19 protein-coding genes are annotated in these 17313 nt (G+C 57.5%); 13 read left to right on the plus strand and 6 right to left on the minus strand.

From position 1 onward, the window contains the following. Positions 1 to 9: 9 nt before the first annotated feature. Genes dusA through AC2TCY_RS07915 form a run of 4 tightly spaced genes read left to right on the plus strand, consistent with a single transcriptional unit; the run spans position 10 to position 3426 of the window. Positions 10 to 1029 (plus strand): tRNA dihydrouridine(20/20a) synthase DusA, encoded by a 1020-nt coding sequence (gene dusA, locus AC2TCY_RS07900; protein WP_480846645.1) that lies wholly within the window; start codon positions 10 to 12, stop codon positions 1027 to 1029. Between the two features lie 28 nt (positions 1030 to 1057). Then, a complete protein-coding gene (locus tag AC2TCY_RS07905; RefSeq protein ID WP_480846646.1) occupies positions 1058 to 1882 on the plus strand; it encodes a sulfite exporter TauE/SafE family protein in 825 nt (274 codons plus the stop codon). Then, positions 1876 to 2661 carry a hypothetical protein gene (locus AC2TCY_RS07910; protein ID WP_480846647.1) on the plus strand — a complete coding sequence of 262 codons (786 nt, stop codon included), beginning with the start codon at positions 1876 to 1878 and terminating at the stop codon, positions 2659 to 2661. The genes AC2TCY_RS07905 and AC2TCY_RS07910 overlap by 7 nt, the downstream gene beginning before the upstream one ends. Positions 2662 to 2697: 36 nt before the next feature. Next, positions 2698 to 3426 carry a SpoIIAA family protein gene (locus AC2TCY_RS07915; protein WP_480846648.1) on the plus strand — a complete coding sequence of 243 codons (729 nt, stop codon included), beginning with the start codon at positions 2698 to 2700 and terminating at the stop codon, positions 3424 to 3426. A gap of 581 nt (positions 3427 to 4007) precedes the next feature. Here AC2TCY_RS07915 and AC2TCY_RS07920 read toward each other — a convergent pair. From AC2TCY_RS07920 to ccmI, 3 genes are read right to left on the minus strand one after another with little or no spacing between them, the layout of a single operon-like run. Then, entirely contained in the window at positions 4008 to 4241 is a 234-nt protein-coding gene (locus AC2TCY_RS07920) for a DUF1289 domain-containing protein (RefSeq protein ID WP_480846649.1), read from the minus strand. A 17-nt stretch (positions 4242 to 4258) separates the two neighbouring features. Beyond that, a complete protein-coding gene (ruvX, locus tag AC2TCY_RS07925; RefSeq protein WP_480846650.1) occupies positions 4259 to 4723 on the minus strand; it encodes a Holliday junction resolvase RuvX in 465 nt (154 codons plus the stop codon). After that, a complete protein-coding gene (ccmI, locus tag AC2TCY_RS07930; RefSeq protein ID WP_480846651.1) occupies positions 4720 to 5946 on the minus strand; it encodes a c-type cytochrome biogenesis protein CcmI in 1227 nt (408 codons plus the stop codon). The genes ruvX and ccmI overlap by 4 nt, the downstream gene beginning before the upstream one ends. A 178-nt stretch (positions 5947 to 6124) precedes the next feature. Here ccmI and AC2TCY_RS07935 point away from each other — a divergent pair, with 178 nt between their 5' ends. Next, positions 6125 to 7369, plus strand: coding sequence for a sarcosine oxidase subunit beta family protein (locus AC2TCY_RS07935; RefSeq protein WP_480846652.1), 1245 nt, complete (start codon positions 6125 to 6127; stop codon positions 7367 to 7369). A 2-nt stretch (positions 7370 to 7371) separates the two neighbouring features. Here AC2TCY_RS07935 and AC2TCY_RS07940 read toward each other — a convergent pair whose 3' ends face one another. After that, positions 7372 to 7533, minus strand: coding sequence for a hypothetical protein (locus tag AC2TCY_RS07940; protein WP_480846654.1), 162 nt, complete (start codon positions 7531 to 7533; stop codon positions 7372 to 7374). Between the two features lie 50 nt (positions 7534 to 7583). Here AC2TCY_RS07940 and AC2TCY_RS07945 point away from each other — a divergent pair, with 50 nt between their 5' ends. The 5 genes from AC2TCY_RS07945 to AC2TCY_RS07965 all read left to right on the plus strand — a co-directional run bounded on the left by AC2TCY_RS07945 (position 7584) and on the right by AC2TCY_RS07965 (position 12875). Then, positions 7584 to 7913 (plus strand): sarcosine oxidase subunit delta, encoded by a 330-nt coding sequence (locus AC2TCY_RS07945; RefSeq protein ID WP_480846656.1) that lies wholly within the window; start codon positions 7584 to 7586, stop codon positions 7911 to 7913. Between the two features lie 43 nt (positions 7914 to 7956). Beyond that, a complete protein-coding gene (locus AC2TCY_RS07950) occupies positions 7957 to 10971 on the plus strand; it encodes a sarcosine oxidase subunit alpha family protein (RefSeq protein ID WP_480846658.1) in 3015 nt (1004 codons plus the stop codon). Beyond that, complete coding sequence (locus AC2TCY_RS07955) at positions 10964 to 11530, plus strand: sarcosine oxidase subunit gamma (protein WP_480846659.1); 567 nt, start codon at positions 10964 to 10966, stop codon at positions 11528 to 11530. Before AC2TCY_RS07950 ends, AC2TCY_RS07955 begins: the two co-directional genes overlap by 8 nt. A 241-nt stretch (positions 11531 to 11771) precedes the next feature. After that, complete coding sequence (locus AC2TCY_RS07960) at positions 11772 to 12251, plus strand: hypothetical protein (protein ID WP_480846661.1); 480 nt, start codon at positions 11772 to 11774, stop codon at positions 12249 to 12251. Positions 12252 to 12431: 180 nt separating this feature from the next. Then, complete coding sequence (locus AC2TCY_RS07965) at positions 12432 to 12875, plus strand: hypothetical protein (protein WP_480846662.1); 444 nt, start codon at positions 12432 to 12434, stop codon at positions 12873 to 12875. A 59-nt stretch (positions 12876 to 12934) separates the two neighbouring features. On the opposite strand, the gene AC2TCY_RS07970 is transcribed toward AC2TCY_RS07965, so the two are convergent. Further along, complete coding sequence (locus AC2TCY_RS07970) at positions 12935 to 13696, minus strand: FkbM family methyltransferase (RefSeq protein ID WP_480846663.1); 762 nt, start codon at positions 13694 to 13696, stop codon at positions 12935 to 12937. Positions 13697 to 13797: 101 nt separating this feature from the next. Between AC2TCY_RS07970 and AC2TCY_RS07975 the strand changes: the two genes are divergently transcribed. Together AC2TCY_RS07975 and AC2TCY_RS07980 are read left to right on the plus strand one after the other, a co-directional pair. Next, positions 13798 to 14397, plus strand: a complete 600-nt coding sequence (locus tag AC2TCY_RS07975) for a superoxide dismutase (protein WP_480846664.1) — start codon at positions 13798 to 13800, stop codon at positions 14395 to 14397. Positions 14398 to 14679: 282 nt separating this feature from the next. Continuing rightward, positions 14680 to 15132 carry a host attachment family protein gene (locus AC2TCY_RS07980; protein ID WP_480846665.1) on the plus strand — a complete coding sequence of 151 codons (453 nt, stop codon included), beginning with the start codon at positions 14680 to 14682 and terminating at the stop codon, positions 15130 to 15132. A gap of 41 nt (positions 15133 to 15173) precedes the next feature. On the opposite strand, the gene AC2TCY_RS07985 is transcribed toward AC2TCY_RS07980, so the two are convergent. After that, positions 15174 to 15725 (minus strand): LOG family protein, encoded by a 552-nt coding sequence (locus tag AC2TCY_RS07985; RefSeq protein ID WP_480846666.1) that lies wholly within the window; start codon positions 15723 to 15725, stop codon positions 15174 to 15176. Between the two features lie 126 nt (positions 15726 to 15851). Here AC2TCY_RS07985 and AC2TCY_RS07990 point away from each other — a divergent pair, with 126 nt between their 5' ends. Further along, positions 15852 to 17234 (plus strand): LysM peptidoglycan-binding domain-containing protein, encoded by a 1383-nt coding sequence (locus AC2TCY_RS07990; protein WP_480846668.1) that lies wholly within the window; start codon positions 15852 to 15854, stop codon positions 17232 to 17234. Positions 17235 to 17313: the final 79 nt, after the last annotated feature.

Consider the following 17313-nt stretch of genomic DNA (forward strand, 5'->3'; position numbering starts at 1 on the left):
CGATGAGACATGCCGGAAGCTAAAACCACAGATATCCAGAAAAGCGCACGCCTGTCCGTTGCTCCGATGATGGATTGGACGGATCGGCATTGCCGGTATTTTCACCGGCTTCTGAGCAACGAGGCACTGCTGTATACTGAAATGGTTACCGCTCCTGCGCTTGTTCGAGGTGGAGCTTTTCACCTGTTGGATCACGATCTGTCGGAGCATCCGGTAGCCTTGCAACTGGGCGGTTCTGACCCGAAAGAGCTGGCTCAGGCCGCCAAGTTGGGTGCGAATGCGGGCTATGACGAAATCAATCTGAACTGTGGGTGCCCGTCGGATAGAGTGCAGTCGGGCACGTTTGGCGCCGTGCTGATGAAAGACCCCGGACGGGTGGCTGAATGCGTCGCGGCGATGCGCGAGGCCGTGGAAATCGAGATCACTGTGAAATGCAGAATCGGTGTTGATGAGCAAGAACCGCAAGAGGTTTTGCCCACCTTCCTCGACGAGATACAGACAGCCGGGTGTCAACGCGTCACCATCCATGCGCGCAAGGCTTGGTTGCAGGGGCTAAGCCCCAAGGAAAACAGAGATATTCCGCCGCTGGACTATGATCTGGTACATCGGATGAAAGTGGCGTTTCCCGACCTTCATATCTCGATCAATGGCGGTATCACATCGCTGGAACAGGCCCGCGCGCATCTGGATGCGGGGTTGGATGGTGTCATGGTCGGACGCGCGGCTTATCACCAACCCACCGACATCTTGGCTGAAGCAGATGTGCAGATATTCGAAACCGGGTGCGCGATAGATCCGATGGACACGGTCCATAAAATGCTGCCCTATATCGAACAGCATATTGCCGAAGGCGGACGTCTGCACCAGATCACCCGGCACATGCTGGGCTTGTTTGCCGGTCGTCCCGGGGCACGTGGTTGGCGCAGAACGTTGTCCGAAGGTGCGGTGCGCGATCATGCGGGTACCGAAGTGGTGTTGCAGGCCCTGGCCTGCGTAGAGCCACTGTCGCAGGTGGACCGCGCCGTTTGACACGGCCTTTGGACGAATTGGGGGGATAATGACCGAGACAATGTTGCTGGCCCAGATGTTGGGCCTTTTGCTTGTGATCGGCGCATTGGCCGGCGTATTGGCCGGCCTCTTGGGTGTTGGCGGTGGGATCGTTTTGGTTCCAGCATTTTTTTATACGTTTCAGACGCTTGGCTATGGCGGGCCGCAACTGATGCAGATGTGCCTGGCGACCTCGCTGGCAACGATTATCGTGACCTCGATTCGGTCTGTGCTTGGTCACAACAAAAAGGGCGCGGTGGATTGGGCCATTCTGCGCGGCTGGGGCCCGGGAATTGCTGTGGGCGCAATTATTGGGGTTCTGGTTGCTTCGGCATTGCGGACTGAGATGCTGCAGGCGTTGTTCGGTATTCTGGGTATGGTGATTGGCGCCTATCTGGGGTTGGGCCGTTCGGAATGGCGTTTGGGCGACGCGATGCCAAAAGGGCTGCGACGGGCCGGGTTGTCCCCGTCGGTTGGGTTCCTGTCAGTGCTGATGGGGATCGGAGGTGGCAGTTTTGGTGTGCCGCTGATGAGCCTCTACAACACGCCAATTCACAGGGCCGTAGCGACAGCCGCCGGGTTTGGAGTGATCATCGCGGTCCCATCGGTTCTAGGTTTTCTGTTCCTCAATATCGCGCCGGAACACCGCCCTCCGTTGACTATCGGGGCGGTCAACCTGGTGGCCTTTGGCATAGTTGTTACGATGACGATGATCACGGCGCCTTGGGGCGTGAAGCTGGCGCACGCGATGGACCCCAAGCCACTGAAGCGCGTGTTTGCTGTTTTCCTGACCCTTGTCGCTCTGAACATGCTGAGAAAGGCGTTTGGATGGTAAACGCTTTTGGGGACCGGGGTTGGGTCAGATTTCCTTATGAGGCGGCGCTGGCCGAATGGGTCGCACATGCGTTACCTGCGGCCCGCGCTTCAGTAACCGATACGGCAAACGCCGAATGGCATGACTGCGAAGGGACATGGTTCATCGGCGTTGACGCTATGGACAATGATGCGCAGGGCAGGGTGGCCAACTCGCCCCCTCTGTCTGGTGCGGCGATTGACTTCGCCGCGCTGCATTACGGCCGGATCGACCTGCACAAGGGGCAAGTTTCGGTGATCTATCCGGGCTATCCCCGGCCCCGTCGGGGAGAATCCGAAGCAGCGTCGCGGTATCGGAGCAAGCGGGACGCGGCCCATGTGGATGGGCTGAAACCCACCGGGCCCGAACGGCGCCGGCAGGTCGATGAACCGCACGCATGGATACTGGGCATTCCTCTGACCAAGGTCAGCGCGGACGCAGCGCCTATGGTTGTTTGGGATGGTAGTCACAAAATTCTGGGCGCGGCATTTCGAAAGGCCCTGGCCGGTGTGCCACGCGATGAATTGGCACGCACCGACATTACTGACATCTATCAGGCCGCACGAAAAGAGGCTTTTGAAGCCTGTCCGCGCATCGAATTACCCGCCCGTCCGGGCGAGGCTTATCTGCTGCATCGCCACTGCCTGCACGGTGTTGCACCCTGGGGTGAGAACGCGACGGCTGGGCCCGACGGACGGATGATCGCCTATTTCCGGCCCGAGTGTCCGGGCGGTGTAGCCGAATGGCTCGAATCCTCGTAACCTCCTGCCATTCTTATGGCTTTGGAGAGATTTTCGATGATTACCGTCCACACGAACTCCGATGGCGCCCTGATCGAGGTTGAATTGTCCGGCGAGGTCACGAGCGCAGATTACGCAGCCACACTGGTCCCCGCGATTGAGGCAGCACTGGAGGATCACGACGCCGTGCGTCTGCTGGCGATCATGATGCCCGAGTTCAAGGGGTACGATCTGGGAGCGGCCTGGTCCGATACCAAACTGGGGCTCAGCCACTGGCGTGGGTTTGACCGTATCGGAGTAGTGGCCGATCAAGGATGGGTCCAGACCAGCATCCGGCTCGCCGCACCGATTCTGCCCTGTCCGGTCCACGTGTTTGGCATGGATGAACTGGAGGAGGCCCGGCGATGGATGCGTGAATCCCTTGGCGCGATCCATGTTACCGATCTGGGCGGGCCGTGTGTCCAGATTAAACTGATGGGCAAGCTGGATTCTGAGGAATACAAACAGGCACATACCGATCTCGATGCCATGCTACGTGACAGGGGCGGGTTTCGACTGTTGATCGACCTGCGGGAGTTTGATGGTTGGCAAGGGCTTACGGCTATGGCCGCGCATTTCCGACTGGCGGCGGGCCATATTGGTATGCTGGATCGGGCGGCGATTGTCGGCGACAAGAACTGGCAAAAAATGGCGCAGCGCATGGCTAGCCACGTTCTGGGTACGCGGACGCAGTATTTCTCTGCCGATGAGTTCGAAAACGCCAAAGCCTGGCTTGCGGCTGGTTGAGCCAGGATAATCAGGAAAGATAAATTGCGACGACGGGTTGGCGCGCTGCGCTCTGGCCTGAAAGGTGTGGCATACCCAAGCGTCGGTGTCAGGGAAGGTCTCTCTCTCCAACCCCAAACTACTCAACAATTGAAGTTGACGTTACGGAAGGCAAAAAACCACTGGTGCCTTTCTTGAATGATTGATCGAAAAGCTTCAATTGTTCGTTTGTCCGCCCTCGGATTTCAAGGGTCAGGCATCGTAACTGTGCCACGTCGCTGTGGGTTGCCACTCACTCACGCTAAAGCACCAGAACTCTTCCCCCCCTCGGAGTTCAGGTCTGACTTGCAGCGACGTTGGTCATACATTTTGGCACCCGAAATGGCACTCAATTCTATTTGGAAACGCATATTCTCAAAAAAGTCGATGGTCCTGCCAATACCATTCGATTTTATATCCGAATCCAAGGAACAGAAGCCGCAACCGACCAATCAGACGGAACTTGTCGAGCTGTTCGGAGCAGAGTTGCGCGCGCATGAAGATCTTCACAACACTTTGACGAAAGATCGGCAGTCAGAAACGCAAAGCTGAATGCGCCGGGCTTACGATCCGTTCAGTCGCGCAGACCGACCGCCGCGGCGTTTGGCCAGACGGGGCTTGCGCACAGCCAAGTCCTGCATGATTTCGGCCCGCTCGGAGCTGTCCATTTTTGACCACCGGGAAATCTCGTCGATGGTGCGGTAACAACCGGTGCAGATGCGTTCGGTCGGGTGGACGACACAGATCTGGATACAAGGGCTTTCGACCTCGTTCCGTTTCCAAACCATGTTTGTCATCAGCGTAATCCGATCCGTTAAAGAAAGCGCAGTCTGTCCAGCGCTCCTTGCAGGATATAGCCAGCCGCAACGTGATCGATAACCTGTCCGCGACGTTTTCGTGTCGTATCCGCCTCCAGAAGTGCTTTTTCTGCAGCTACCGTGCTGAGGCGCTCGTCCCAGAATCCAATCGGCAGATCGGTTAAACGCATTAGATTCCGGGCGAATGCACGGGTCGATTGGCATCGGGGACCTTCCGAGCCGTCCATATTCCGAGGCAGGCCCAGAAGGATGCCGCCGATCTCACGATCAGTCACAATCTCGATCAGGCGGGCAGAATCCAGAGTGAATTTCTTGCGCCTGACAGTCTCCAACGGGCTTGCCACTGTGCGCATCCTATCCGAGACCGCCACACCGATAGTCTTTTCACCCAAATCCAGCCCCATCAAGGCTGTCATCGGGGACAGAGCTGCAGCGAACTCTTCGAACGCGTCGTGGATCATTGTGCGATACCAGCCTGCAATGCGGCAGCATCGATCATCTCGAGTGCGGCAGTATCTCCTGCAAAGACAACCACGGCTTCGTCCCTGATATCAATCGCGCGCTGAGCTTGCCCCAGAACCCCAAGCGCTGCGATCAGGCGCGCCCATTCTTCAGGCGAGCCCCCCTCAGTCGCCAGACGATCTGATAACTGGTCCACCATGCCCTGAATCATCTCTTGTCGTTCTTCCGGGCTCAGATCCGCGGCGGCTTGCATATCGTCCTGCGAAGGTCCAGGCTCGGGTGCGGCGCTCATACTGGGCGCGTTGAAGACGCCTGCACGAAAGGCCAGATCGTCGAGCTGTCCGCGGATCGCTTGAACCCAAGGCGCCCCGGGCGGAGAATCGCGCAAAGTGTCCACCCACACCCGGTAGGCCATATCGGGTCGCCCGATCTGAGCCAGCATCTGGCCCCAATAGTACCGTGCTGGCCCAAGGTTCGGGTCGCGCTCAAGGGCCTGGCGCAGGGCCTCTTCTGCGTCTGGCGAGACGTATCCACCTGCCGCAAGGATCATCATTTCCCCAAGATCGGCATAGGCTTCGGCGGTGGCGGCATCGCCGGACAAGTCGATAACGCGCTGCTGCGCCTCATATCCGGCTTTGAAGTTTCCTGCGTTGGTTTCGTGCTGCGCCAGCAGAACATGGCCCTGCAGGTCGTCAGGACGCTGAGCCACCGTGTCACGCAACTGGGTCAGCAGGGCGGCATAGCTTTCTTCCAACTCTGGCGTCTGGACCGGGGGTGCCAGTCCTTCGGCTTCAGATTGACTGGGACGATTTTCCCGCAATTCTTCAGCCAGTTCCATACGTGCGGACAGCGGCATGTCAGGAAAGCCCGCGGCGCCGAATTGACGATACATGGCCAGCGCACCGCCTATCAGAATGGCAGCCATCACCAGCAACGTAACCAAGGATACCGTTCGCGACGGTCCGGTATCGTCAGATTCGCCGCGCATCTGTGTGTCGGCGGCCAGAATACGACGCGATATTTCAGTACGCACACGATCTGCATCGGCTTTGCCGATCACGCCGCGTGCCAGATCGCGGTCAACACTGGCCAGCTGTTCCCGGTATACATTCAGGTCATAAGAAGCCGTCGGCTTACCTCTCCGGCGACCGCGTAGCATGGAATATCCAAGAAATCCTGTGATCAGTAGTGCAATCAGGAAGATGAGAACCGAGAACGTCATGGTCCCTCCAATATGGTTGCCCTGACTTAGACCTGTCAGCCCGGCGAAAAAAGGGACAAATGGCCGCGAAAGGCGTTCATGTCGCAATAGTGCGATATTGCGACGTTGCATGGCGCGGGTAAAATGCCATCACACTGCATATCTGCGCCCAATCACCGAAGACCGGACGGATTCGCTCATGAAACACTATTCAGCCTTTGCTGTGGCGCGTGAGGCGCTGCGTTATCACACCGGATGGGAGCGCGCCTGGCGTTCGCCCGAGCCGAAGAAACGTTATGACGTCATCATCGTCGGCGCGGGTGGCCACGGTTTGGCAACCGCGTATTATCTGGGCAAAAACTACGGCATCCAGAATGTCGCTGTGATCGAGAAAGGTTGGCTGGGCGGTGGCAACACCGGTCGGAACACGACGATCATCCGCTCCAACTATCTGCAGGACCCCTCGGCGGCGATCTACGAAAAGGCCCGCAGCTTGTACGAAGATCTGAGTCAGGATCTGAACTATAACGTCATGTTCAGCCCCCGCGGCGTGATGATGTTGGCCCAGACCCAGCACGAAATTCGCGGCTATCAGCGTACGGCCCATGCCAACGCGCTGCAGGGGGTAAAGACGGAATGGATCACCCCTGAGCGCGTCAAAGAGCTGGTTCCGATCATCAACCTCGACGGCCCGCGTTATCCGGTGCTGGGCGCACTCTGGCAAGAACGCGGCGGCACTGCCCGTCACGATGCTGTGGCCTGGGGCTATGCCCGGGCGTGTTCCAACATGGGCATGGACATCATCCAGCAATGCGAAGTGACGGGCGTACGTTCGGATAACGGTCGCGTCGTTGGCGTGGATACCACCAGAGGCGCCATCGAGTGCGACAAGCTGGGCATCGTGGTTGCCGGTCATTCCGGTCAGCTGGCCGAAATGGCGGGCTTCCGATTGCCGCTTGAGGCGATTGCATTGCAGGCGCTGGTCTCGGAACCGATCAAACCCTGCATGGACGTGGTCGTCATGGCCAACACCGTGCACGGTTACATGTCTCAGTCCGACAAGGGTGAGATGGTGATCGGCGGCGGCACCGACGGGTTCAACAACTACACCCAGCGCGGTTCGTTCCACCATATCGAGGAAACCGTGCGCGCTCTGGTTGAGACATTCCCGATGATCTCGCGCCTAAAAATGCTGCGCCAGTGGGGCGGCATCGTGGATATGACCGGTGACCGGTCTCCGATCCTGTCAAAAACGCCGCTGGGCGGCTGCTTTATCAACTGTGGTTGGGGCACCGGAGGCTTCAAATCGATCCCGGGCTCGGGCTGGGGAATGGCGCAGCTGATGGCCACAGGTCATTCGCCATTGACCGAAGCCTTCTCACTGGACCGCTTCAAAGAGGGCCGTTTCATCGATGAAAGCGTCGCCGCCGGGGTGGCGCACTGATGTCAGTCTTCGAAACCCATTTCGTGGGCGCTACCCGAGCATCTGGTGGCGGTGGATCGTGGTTCAATGACCTTCTTTTCCTCGGATCGGAAAATGAAAAAGGCGATCAGTCCAAAGACGGCAAGCGTGCCCACGATGGTCAACGCAATGGTCAAAATATCCATGCTCTCAACTTGGGCGTGTGGTCACTAAATTTCAAGCGAGGAGTGGCATCATGCTGATCCTGAATTGCCCCTACTGTGGCGTAGACGCCGAAGAAACTGAACTGTCCGCCGGTGGCGAGGCACACCTGAAGCGTTACGGTCCGGGCTCGTCAGAAGACGAATTCCACGACTATCTGTTCATGCGCGAAAACCCCAAAGGCGTTCATTTCGAACGCTGGCGCCACAGTAATGGCTGCGGCAAGTGGTTCCACGCCGCGCGTTGCACGCAAACGCTCGAAGTGTTCGGAACGTATTCCGCCCAGACCACCGAGCCGCCGCAAGAAATCAAGGACGCAATCACTGCAAAGCGCCCCGGCTGGACGTGGAGAGAGTACGAATGATCCGCGCCGCCATCCATAATTTCGCCTGCGAAAGGTCCGCAACATGAGCACCCGTCTCGCAAAACAAGGCCGGCTGATTGACCGGTCGAAACAGGTCACCTTCACCTTCAACGGCACCTCGATGCAGGGTTATGAAGGCGACACGCTTGCCTCAGCCTTGCTGGCCAACGATCAGATGATGATGGGCCGGTCGTTCAAATACCACCGCCCACGCGGCGTTGTCGCCAGCGGTGCGGAAGAGCCCAACGCCTTAGTCGGTCTGGGGCAGGGCAGCCGGTTCGAGCCGAACCAGCGCGCCACCACGACTGAGTTGTTTAACGGTCTGACGTCAGTTTCGCAGAACCATTGGCCGAACCTGGAGTTTGACATTGGTGCCGTAAACACGGCTTTCGCTCGGTTCTTGCCAGCAGGGTTCTATTACAAGACGTTCATCCACCCAAAGCCGTTCTGGAAGCACGTCTACGAACCGATCATTCGTCAGTCCGCCGGTTTGGGTAAAGCGCCGGACACGGAAACTCTGGATGCGGATACTTATGAACATTTCTATGCCTTCACCGATGTTCTGGTGATCGGCGGTGGTGTCGCTGGTCTGCAAGCTGCCAAGGCGGCGGCGCAATCCGGTGCCAAGGTTCTGCTGATCGAGCAGACCGCGCATTGGGGCGGTCGTGCTCCGGTTGATGGTGGCACCATCAATGACGAGCCTGTGGATAAGTTCGTGGAACAAACTGTTTCCGAATTGGAAGCAATGGACAACGTCACGATGCGTTCGCGGTGCATGGGCGCAGGCGTCTATGACCACGGTTATGTACTGGGCTATGAGCGCCTGAACGATCACAAGCCGGGCACCCAAGGTCCACGTCATCGCTTGTGGCGCATCCGGGCCAAACAGGTCGTCACGGCCACCGGCGCCATCGAGCGTCCGCTGTCCTTTGCGGGCAACGATGTGCCGGGCGTGATGCTGGCCTCAGCCATGCGCGACTATGTCGTGAACTGGGGCGTAACCCCGGGTGAGCGGGTGATTGTCGCAACCAACAACGACGACGCGTATCGAACGGCGATCATCCTCAAACAGGCGGGCGTGGATGTATTGCGTGTTGTTGACGCCCGTGCCGCAGCTGGACCGCTGGCAGAAGAGGCGCGCCAACTGGGTATTCGCGTCGATCCCGGCAAGGCCATAGCCAAGGTCAAAGGTGGCAAGCGCGTCAAGAAGGTTGCGATCTGCAATCAGGAAGGTGTTGGCGGCGCGCGCGAAGAGGTCGAGGCCGATGCCGTCGCCATGTCGGGCGGCTGGTCTCCGGTTGTTCACATGTGGTCCCATTGCGGCGGTAAGCTGATTTGGGATGACGCCAATGCGCATTTCCGCCCTGATCCGTCGCGTCCTCCTTTGGGTGCAGATGGCGAAGGGTTCGTTCTGGCTGCAGGATCCTCGAATGGACCGCTGGCGCTGGGTGACGTCCTCACCGACGCGCACGCGGCGGGTAAAGCTGCAGCGAAGGTCGCCGGCTTCAAGCCCAAAAACACTAAAGCACCGCAAGGCGAAACGTCGGACGAGGCGCCGATGGAAGCTGTCTGGCTGATGCCCGCAAACGCCGAAGTTCAGCTGCGTATGAAATCGTGGCTCGACTTCCAGAACGACGTCAAAGTGTCTGACGTCCAGCTGGCTGCGCGTGAAGGTTACGAGAGCGTCGAACACACCAAGCGATACACCACGCTGGGAATGGCGACTGATCAGGGTAAATTAAGCAACATCAATGGATTAGCTATCCTTGCTGATGCATTGGAATCGGAAATCCCGAAAGTTGGCACCACGACGTTCCGCCCGCCCTACACCCCTATCTCGATGGGTGCGATTGGTGGCGAAGCCCGCGGCGACGTGTTCCAACCGATCCGTCAAACGCCGATGCACAACTGGCACGACAAGAACGGCGCCGATTGGGAGCCGGTCGGTCACTGGCGCCGGACCTATGCCTATGTCCGTCCCGGCGAATCCGTGCATGACGCCGTGAATCGCGAAGTGAAGAACACCCGCGAAAACCTCGGCCTGCTGGACGCCTCGACATTGGGCAAACTGATCGTCAAAGGCCCGGACGCAGGCAAATTCCTGGACATGATGTACACCAACATGATGTCCACGCTGAAGGTCGGCAAATGCCGCTACGGTCTGATGTGCTCGGAGAACGGCTTCCTGATCGACGACGGCGTTGTCGCCCGCATCGACGAAGATACCTGGCTGTGCCACACCACGACCGGCGGGGCAGAGCGCATCCACGGTCACATGGAAGAATGGCTGCAAACCGAATGGTGGGACTGGAAAGTTTATGTTGCCAACGTGACTGAGCAGTACGCTCAGGTCGCCGTGGTCGGTCCTAACGCCCGCAAGGTGTTGGAGAAATTGGGCGGCATGGATGTTTCGAAAGAAGCGCTGCCGTTTATGGAATGGCGCGATGGCAAAATCGGTGAGTTCGATTGCCGCGCTTATCGCATCTCGTTCTCGGGTGAGCTGTCTTATGAAATCGCGGTTCCTGCCAGCCAGGGTCAGGCGTTCTGGGACGCTCTGATGGAGGCAGGCAAAGAGTTCGGTGTCATGCCTTACGGTACCGAATGCCTGCACATCCTGAGGGCCGAGAAGGGCTTTATCATGATCGGGGACGAGACCGACGGCACCGTGATCCCGCAGGATCTAGGGCTGCACTGGGCGCTCTCGAAAAAGAAAGAGGATTACCTTGGCAAACGGGCGCATTCGCGCAGCCATATGGCTGATCCGGAACGCTGGAAACTGGTTGGTCTCGAGACTGTGGATGGATCGGTTATTCCCGACGGTGCTTATGCGGTGGGCGAGGGCGTCAACGCCAATGGTCAGCGCAACATGATCGGGCGTGTGACCTCAACCTACTACTCGGCCAATCTGGGTAAAGGCATCGCCATGGGGCTGGTCAAGCACGGTCCGGACCGGATAGGCGAGATTGTCGAGTTCCCGGGCACCGACGGCAAAACCTACAAAGCCAAGATCGTGGATCCGATCTTCTTCGACAAGGACGGGGAGAAGCAGAATGTCTGAACCCATCAGCGCACTGAACTACGCCAGCTATGACGGTATCGCCAAGGTCGAAGAATGCGGCCTGCAGGGCATGATCACTTTGCGCGGCGACCTTTCGGACAAGGTTCTGGCCAAGGCTGTCAAAGACGCCACTGGAAAGAAAGTCCCGGCCCAGCGCGAAGCTGACGTAGATGGCGACACGGGTGTCTGCTGGATGTCGACCGACGAATTGCTTGTTTTGGTACCATATGCCGAAGTCGAGGCGAAACTGGCCGCAATGACCAACGCGTTGAGCGGTGTTCACGCGCTTGCGGTCAACGTCTCGGACGCGCGCGCCGTGTTTCGTATCTCGGGTAGCAACGCGCGCGAGGTTTTGGGCAAGCTGGCCCCGGTCGAACTGTCGGTTGAAGCATTTCAGCCCGGCCAGATCCGCCGCTCGCGATTGGCGCAAGTTGCGGGTGCGTTCTGGATGGACGATGCCGAGACTTTTCGCGTGGTCTGTTTCCGCTCGACGGCGGACTACGTCTTCAAACTGCTCAGGGTTGCGGCGCAACCGGGCAGTGAGGTCGGATTCTACTGACATTCGTTTCAGGACAAAATGACAAGGCCGCCCGTTAATTCGGGCGGTCCTTTTTCTTTGGTCTGAGAATTCCAGTCTAAACGCCGCTAAAATCTGCCCTTTTAACCGCAGTTCTTAGGAAGCGACGATCTGCCGCGATAACGAGAACTTCACGAATACTTTTCGCGTATTGCGGGCACGAAACGTGCAGCCTATGGTCATTTGAATCTTGATGCGAAATCATAGGAAAATCAATTAGATCATGGGAATACGTAAAGGTTTAGTAGTGGCTCTTGCACTATCTATTGGGATGCCAGTCGCAGTTGTTTCAGAAACGTATAAAGAAAGTTTTGAATGCACATTTGACCGTGGGGTCGCAAAACGGCCGACACCCGTGCGTATTGTGTTTTCGCTGGATGAGTTTGGACGTTCTGCTCTACTGCACGAGGTAGAAATTCCAAAAGTCGCTACAATGGTCGGATCGGGTAAGATCAATAGCAACAGTATCCGCCGACTGTCCTTTACCTGGTCCGGACAGAATTACACGTACAGCGCGGGTGGCCGCAGTTCCTCCTTCAATGGAGCACCAGCGGGGACTGTGGACCTGCGTGAAACCGATTTCACGGTTTTCTTGGATAGACGCACAATGAAGGCGACAACACGCTCAGCAGATTTGAGCGAATTTGTGCCCTTATACGGCAATGCCAAAGGCAGTTGCCGCGAGATTCCTACGCTAAATTAGGAATTAACGGAATACACGCGTGTGAAAACACCATTTGTTGCAGTCGTTTCGGGCCTTGTAGTCACCCCAGATGTCGTGAATTCGAAATCAAACCTCTGCCGCTTCCGCCGCGCGGGACGGGTTCGCGGATGGCAGGTGTGCAGAAATCCCTGCGCCGAAAAAAAACAGGAGAAATAATCAATGAAACTTGGAATTCTTGCCCTGACGCTGGGGCTTTCAGCTGCTGCGGCACAAGCCGAAGTGCGTAATTACGATTGCGAATTGCACAGTATCCAGGCCCAGGGATGGATCCCGCCGCGGGTATTGCTCAGTGTGAATGCAGAAAACAAGCAGGCGCGCGTTATCGATGGCGCGATCATGCAAGCAAATGAACTGGCCGGACGAGACGAAGAAACGCCCATGAATGCCAAGTTTAAGACGACCCGGCCGGGTGAATACCAGATGGCGTGGAAAGTCACGTTGTCGTCAAGTACTACACGGAAATTCCGGGTCGCATATACTGCCAAGCTGGACCCTGGCACCAATAAATTCAGCATGCGCGCCAGTTTCCCGATGGACAATTTGACAAACAAGCCAAAAGGCGTGGGAAACTGCAAGCTGGTCAAGTCACCGTCATTGTTCTAGGGCGTGGGGAATATACCAAGAAAGCTTGTTTTGCGCGCTTTCTTGAGACAGAACAACTTTCAGGCTTTGAACAATAGTGTTCCGTAGGTGTTCAAAGCCTCGTCGGAAAGGAGCTTCTGCGAGTCCACAAGGTCACCGGTTTCGTCATGAACCTCTGAATAAAAAGACAAGCTGTCCAGCAACGCGGTCATTTTCTCACTTCGCTCAGGCCCGGCGAGAAGCGGTGCGTGTAGCGAGAGGTATAGCGTCGGGCGCGTTGTTTTCAGCCAAGGCACAAGGGTTGGCAAAACAAAGAATTCCGCGCCCTCAATATCCATCTTGACCAACGAGATGCCCGACAGGTCATTTACCGCCTCGAACTTATCCCAAGCGATAGTCAATGCATCGGTGCCATGGTCACCATCATGCAGCAAAGAACTGGTGGAATCCCCGGGCTCGCCACGCACCGAGGCCATTCGAGCCACCCCGAACTGATCCGATAGGGCCACGCCAAAGGCCGAAACATTGCTGACATCGTTCAAGTCCAGGTTCCACGCTAGGTGCCGGAATGCAGTTGGGTCGGGCTCAAAACACCATACATGCCGCGCTCGACGAGCTCCGTAAAGAACGGTCGGGCCGATCCACGCGCCGATGTCCAGGTAGTCGTTGTCGGGCGACAGGTACCTGTCCAAAACAGCGAAGGTTTCAGGTTCCCAGGCGCCTGCAGATGCCTTGCGCCAGAATTTCGAATGATAGGGGTCCAGGCGGAACGGCTCACCATTCAGGTTGCCCGCATAGTATCCGCGGGCGCGGTAGAACATCTTGCGCGCCTGTGTCAGCATCGCGGACCTCCGGGTTTTCTTGTCTCGGCTCTTGACCTGCGGCAGTTGCCAAAGCATTTAACCATGGGAACCGCAACTTACATTTTTAACAGGGGGCCGACATGGCTTTTGAACTTCGTGATCTTCCTTATGCACATGACGCGCTGGCAGCCAAGGGTATGTCCGCGGAAACATTGGAATATCACCACGATCTGCACCACAAGGCCTATGTAGACAACGGCAACAAGCTGATCGCCGGAACCGAGTGGGACGGCAAGTCGCTGGAAGAGATCATCGTCGGCACTTACGACGCTAATTCCGTTGCGCAGAACGGTATTTTCAACAACATCAGCCAGCTGTGGAACCACAACCAATTCTGGGAGATGATGGGCCCCGGCGCAGGTGCCATGCCCGGCGAGCTGGAGAAGGCTTTGAACGAAAGCTTCGGTTCGGTTGACGAATTCAAGTCGCAGTTCAGCGCCGCTGGTGCCGGTCAATTCGGCTCGGGCTGGGCTTGGCTGGTCAAGAACGCGGACGGCTCACTGGCTGTGACCAAAACCGAGAACGGCGTGAACCCGCTGTGCTTTGGTCAGACCGCTCTGTTGGGCTGTGACGTGTGGGAGCACTCCTACTACATCGACTTCCGCAACAAGCGACCGGCTTACCTATCGAACTTCCTCGACAATCTGGTGAACTGGGAAAACGTCGCATCGCGGATGTAATTCCTAGACCCGGACAGGGTCTTGCAGGGGCTGCTGGCGGAAACGTCGGCGGCCTTTTTTGTTGCTCGCGGGCACCGGTAAAATCCTGCCGATGAACCAATCTTAATCTTCCGCCTTCTTTGAGTGGCGCCCCGCGATGCCTACCTGTCACCTGCGGGAGGGAGAAACCCGTCAACGAAAAGAACGATCCGGGCGGCGCGCCAGAAACCCCTGTGCGCGCAACAGGTTAGATGTGCCCGAAGGCCGAGGGATAGTCACGTAAATCCAATCAGGGAGATCACAATGGCCGCACTTGAACAGGGAACCTGGGTCATCATAGCCGACGGAGAAAAGGCATTGGTGATGGAGAACATTACTGACGCACAAGACCCCAATCTGGTCGTCGTTTCTGTCGAGGAACCAGATGTTCAGCATACTAAACCCAACGACCGGGCTGGTCGCCGGTATGACGGCGGGCCAAAGCAAAAATCAGCGATCGAAGAAGATACATGGAAAACCCAAGCCAAGTCCCTTTTCGTTCAGGATGTGGCTAACCTTTTGAACCGAAAAGGTTTGAAAGGGGCATACAAACGGCTTGTTCTGGTCGCGAGCCCGCATGTTCTGGGTCTGCTGCGCCGCCGACTGCATACCGAAGTTCTGGCCAAGGTGATTGCCGAAGTTGACAAAACGTTGACCAATCACCCCCTGCACAAGGTCGAAAAGATACTCAGCGCCAGGCTGGCCAGACCTGCCTGACCCAAATCGCAGCGGGCGGCATGGACCGCCCGTTTCCTTTTTCAGGTCAGCATGTCGCGCAGCTTGGACATAGCGGCCTGAGGGGTGTCAACCCAAGTGATGAACTCTGCCAGGGACCCGTCTGCGAAACCCTGATCGATGACATGGTTCAGCAATGTATGTAGGGCATCCCAGTACCCATCGACATTCATCACCAGAATGGGTTTGTCGTGTAGACCCAACTGGCGCCATGTAAGCGCCTCGAACAGCTCATCCAGAGATCCGGGGCCGCCCGGCAGAACCATAACGGCGTCCGCGTTCATGATCATGACCTTCTTGCGCTCGTGCATCGTTTCAGTGACAACGAAACGGGTCAGGTCGGTTTTGCCAACTTCACGTTGCAAGAGGTGCACGGGAATAACGCCGAAGGTGTCTCCACCGGCGGACTGTGCTGCGCGGGCAACTTCCCCCATCAGGCCTACATCGCCGGCACCGTAAACGAGACGCCAACCGTCACCGGCCAAAAGGGTTCCGAACTGTCGGGCGGCTTCGGCATAGGCTGGGTTCGCGCCGTTTCGTGACCCGCAATACACACAGACGGATTTCTGGGACATGGAATGGGGTCTCCGGGCTTGTATTAGAGGTTTTGACCCCTGATAGCGGGATTGATAGGTTGGCTCAACCGTCACGCAGAATGTGTGGAAGTCAAAGCATTTGCGCTGCGGAGTGAAAGGAAAATAATGGACGCCAAGTCTGGAAGCGGAAGCTTCAGTACATTCATCTGGGGGGTGATTGCTGGAATCGTCGCATTGGTCGCAGCAGGTGCGTTGTACCTGAGCGGCATGCTGGGCAGTAATCAGGACACGACCGTGCCATCGAAGGCGGAAGTTGAGTCACCACAATCCACTGACGAGCCTGTATCGGAGACCGGCGATGCGACGTCCGATGCGGCGCAGGATTCCGCGCCAGTGACGGAAGAAACCGCACAAGTGGCGGATGAAACTGCCACCGAGGCAACCGAAACACCTGAAATCCCTGTTGACGAGCCAGCCAGCGACACTGAGACGCCTGAAGTCCAGCCTGCCGACACACAGGCCGTAACTCCTGTTGCGCCTGTTCTGGACCAAATATTCGTCGAAAAGGACGGAAACACTCTCTTGTCCGGCAGCGCCGACCCCGGCTCGGATGTCGATGTGGTGCTGGATGGGGAAACTGTGCACAGCTTTACCGTGGACGAAACGGGCCAGTTCGCCGTGTTTCTTTTGATCCCTTTTGCCGAAACCGCCCGGGGGCTGGTTCTGGAATCGCGGGGCGGAGATCAGCCGGTCCGTTCGGATGACTACCTGATCGCAGCATTGCCCGCGCCTGAACCAGACGCCGCACCAGTTGAAACTGCCGAAGCGACGTCTGTCGAAGAGGCCGAGCCTCAGACTTCTGAAGCCGAACCTGCGGAACCGGAAGTTGCCAGTGCAGCGCCTACAGAGGACACTGAAGAGGCTCCGACCCAGGAACAAGCTGAGAGTACCGCGGAACCTGCGGATACAGCCGAGCCCGAACAGGACCGGCAGGTCGCTATTCTGCGCTCGGGCGAAGAGGGCATCGAACTTGTGCAACCTCCTGCCGTGCAGACCACACCGGCCGAGCAAGTGGAGTTGGACACGATCGGTTATTCGGACGACGGCGATGTCGAACTGACGGGGCGGGTACAGGAAGGTTCAGCTGTCCGCCTTTATCTGAACAACCGTCTGGTAGCCGATGTGTCACCAGCAGAGGACGGTAAGTGGCGCGGTGAGCTCGAAGGTATTGACCCCGGTGTATACACACTGCGCGTTGATGAGGTTGCCACCGACGGGACCGTCGTCAGCCGACTGGAAACGCCGTTCAAACGCGAGCCTGTCGAGTCTCTGCGTATCACCGAAGAGGCAACTGATGATGCTGAGACGCCCGTCGAACCACCAGCTATCAAGGCGGTTACTGTGCAAAAGGGCGATACGCTCTGGGCCATTTCCCGTGAACGGTTTGGTGATGGTATCCTGTACGTCAAGCTGTTCGAAGCCAATCGGGATTCGATCCGTGACCCAGACTTGATCTATCCGGGACAGATTTTCACTATTCCCGAATGAAAATGTTGCCTCTGGCCCAACAGGGTCGGGGGCCTATCTCTGACCGCAGTTAAGGTACGTGATGAGGCGAACAACCCCG

Source organism: Ruegeria sp. HKCCD7181, assembly GCF_057221055.1.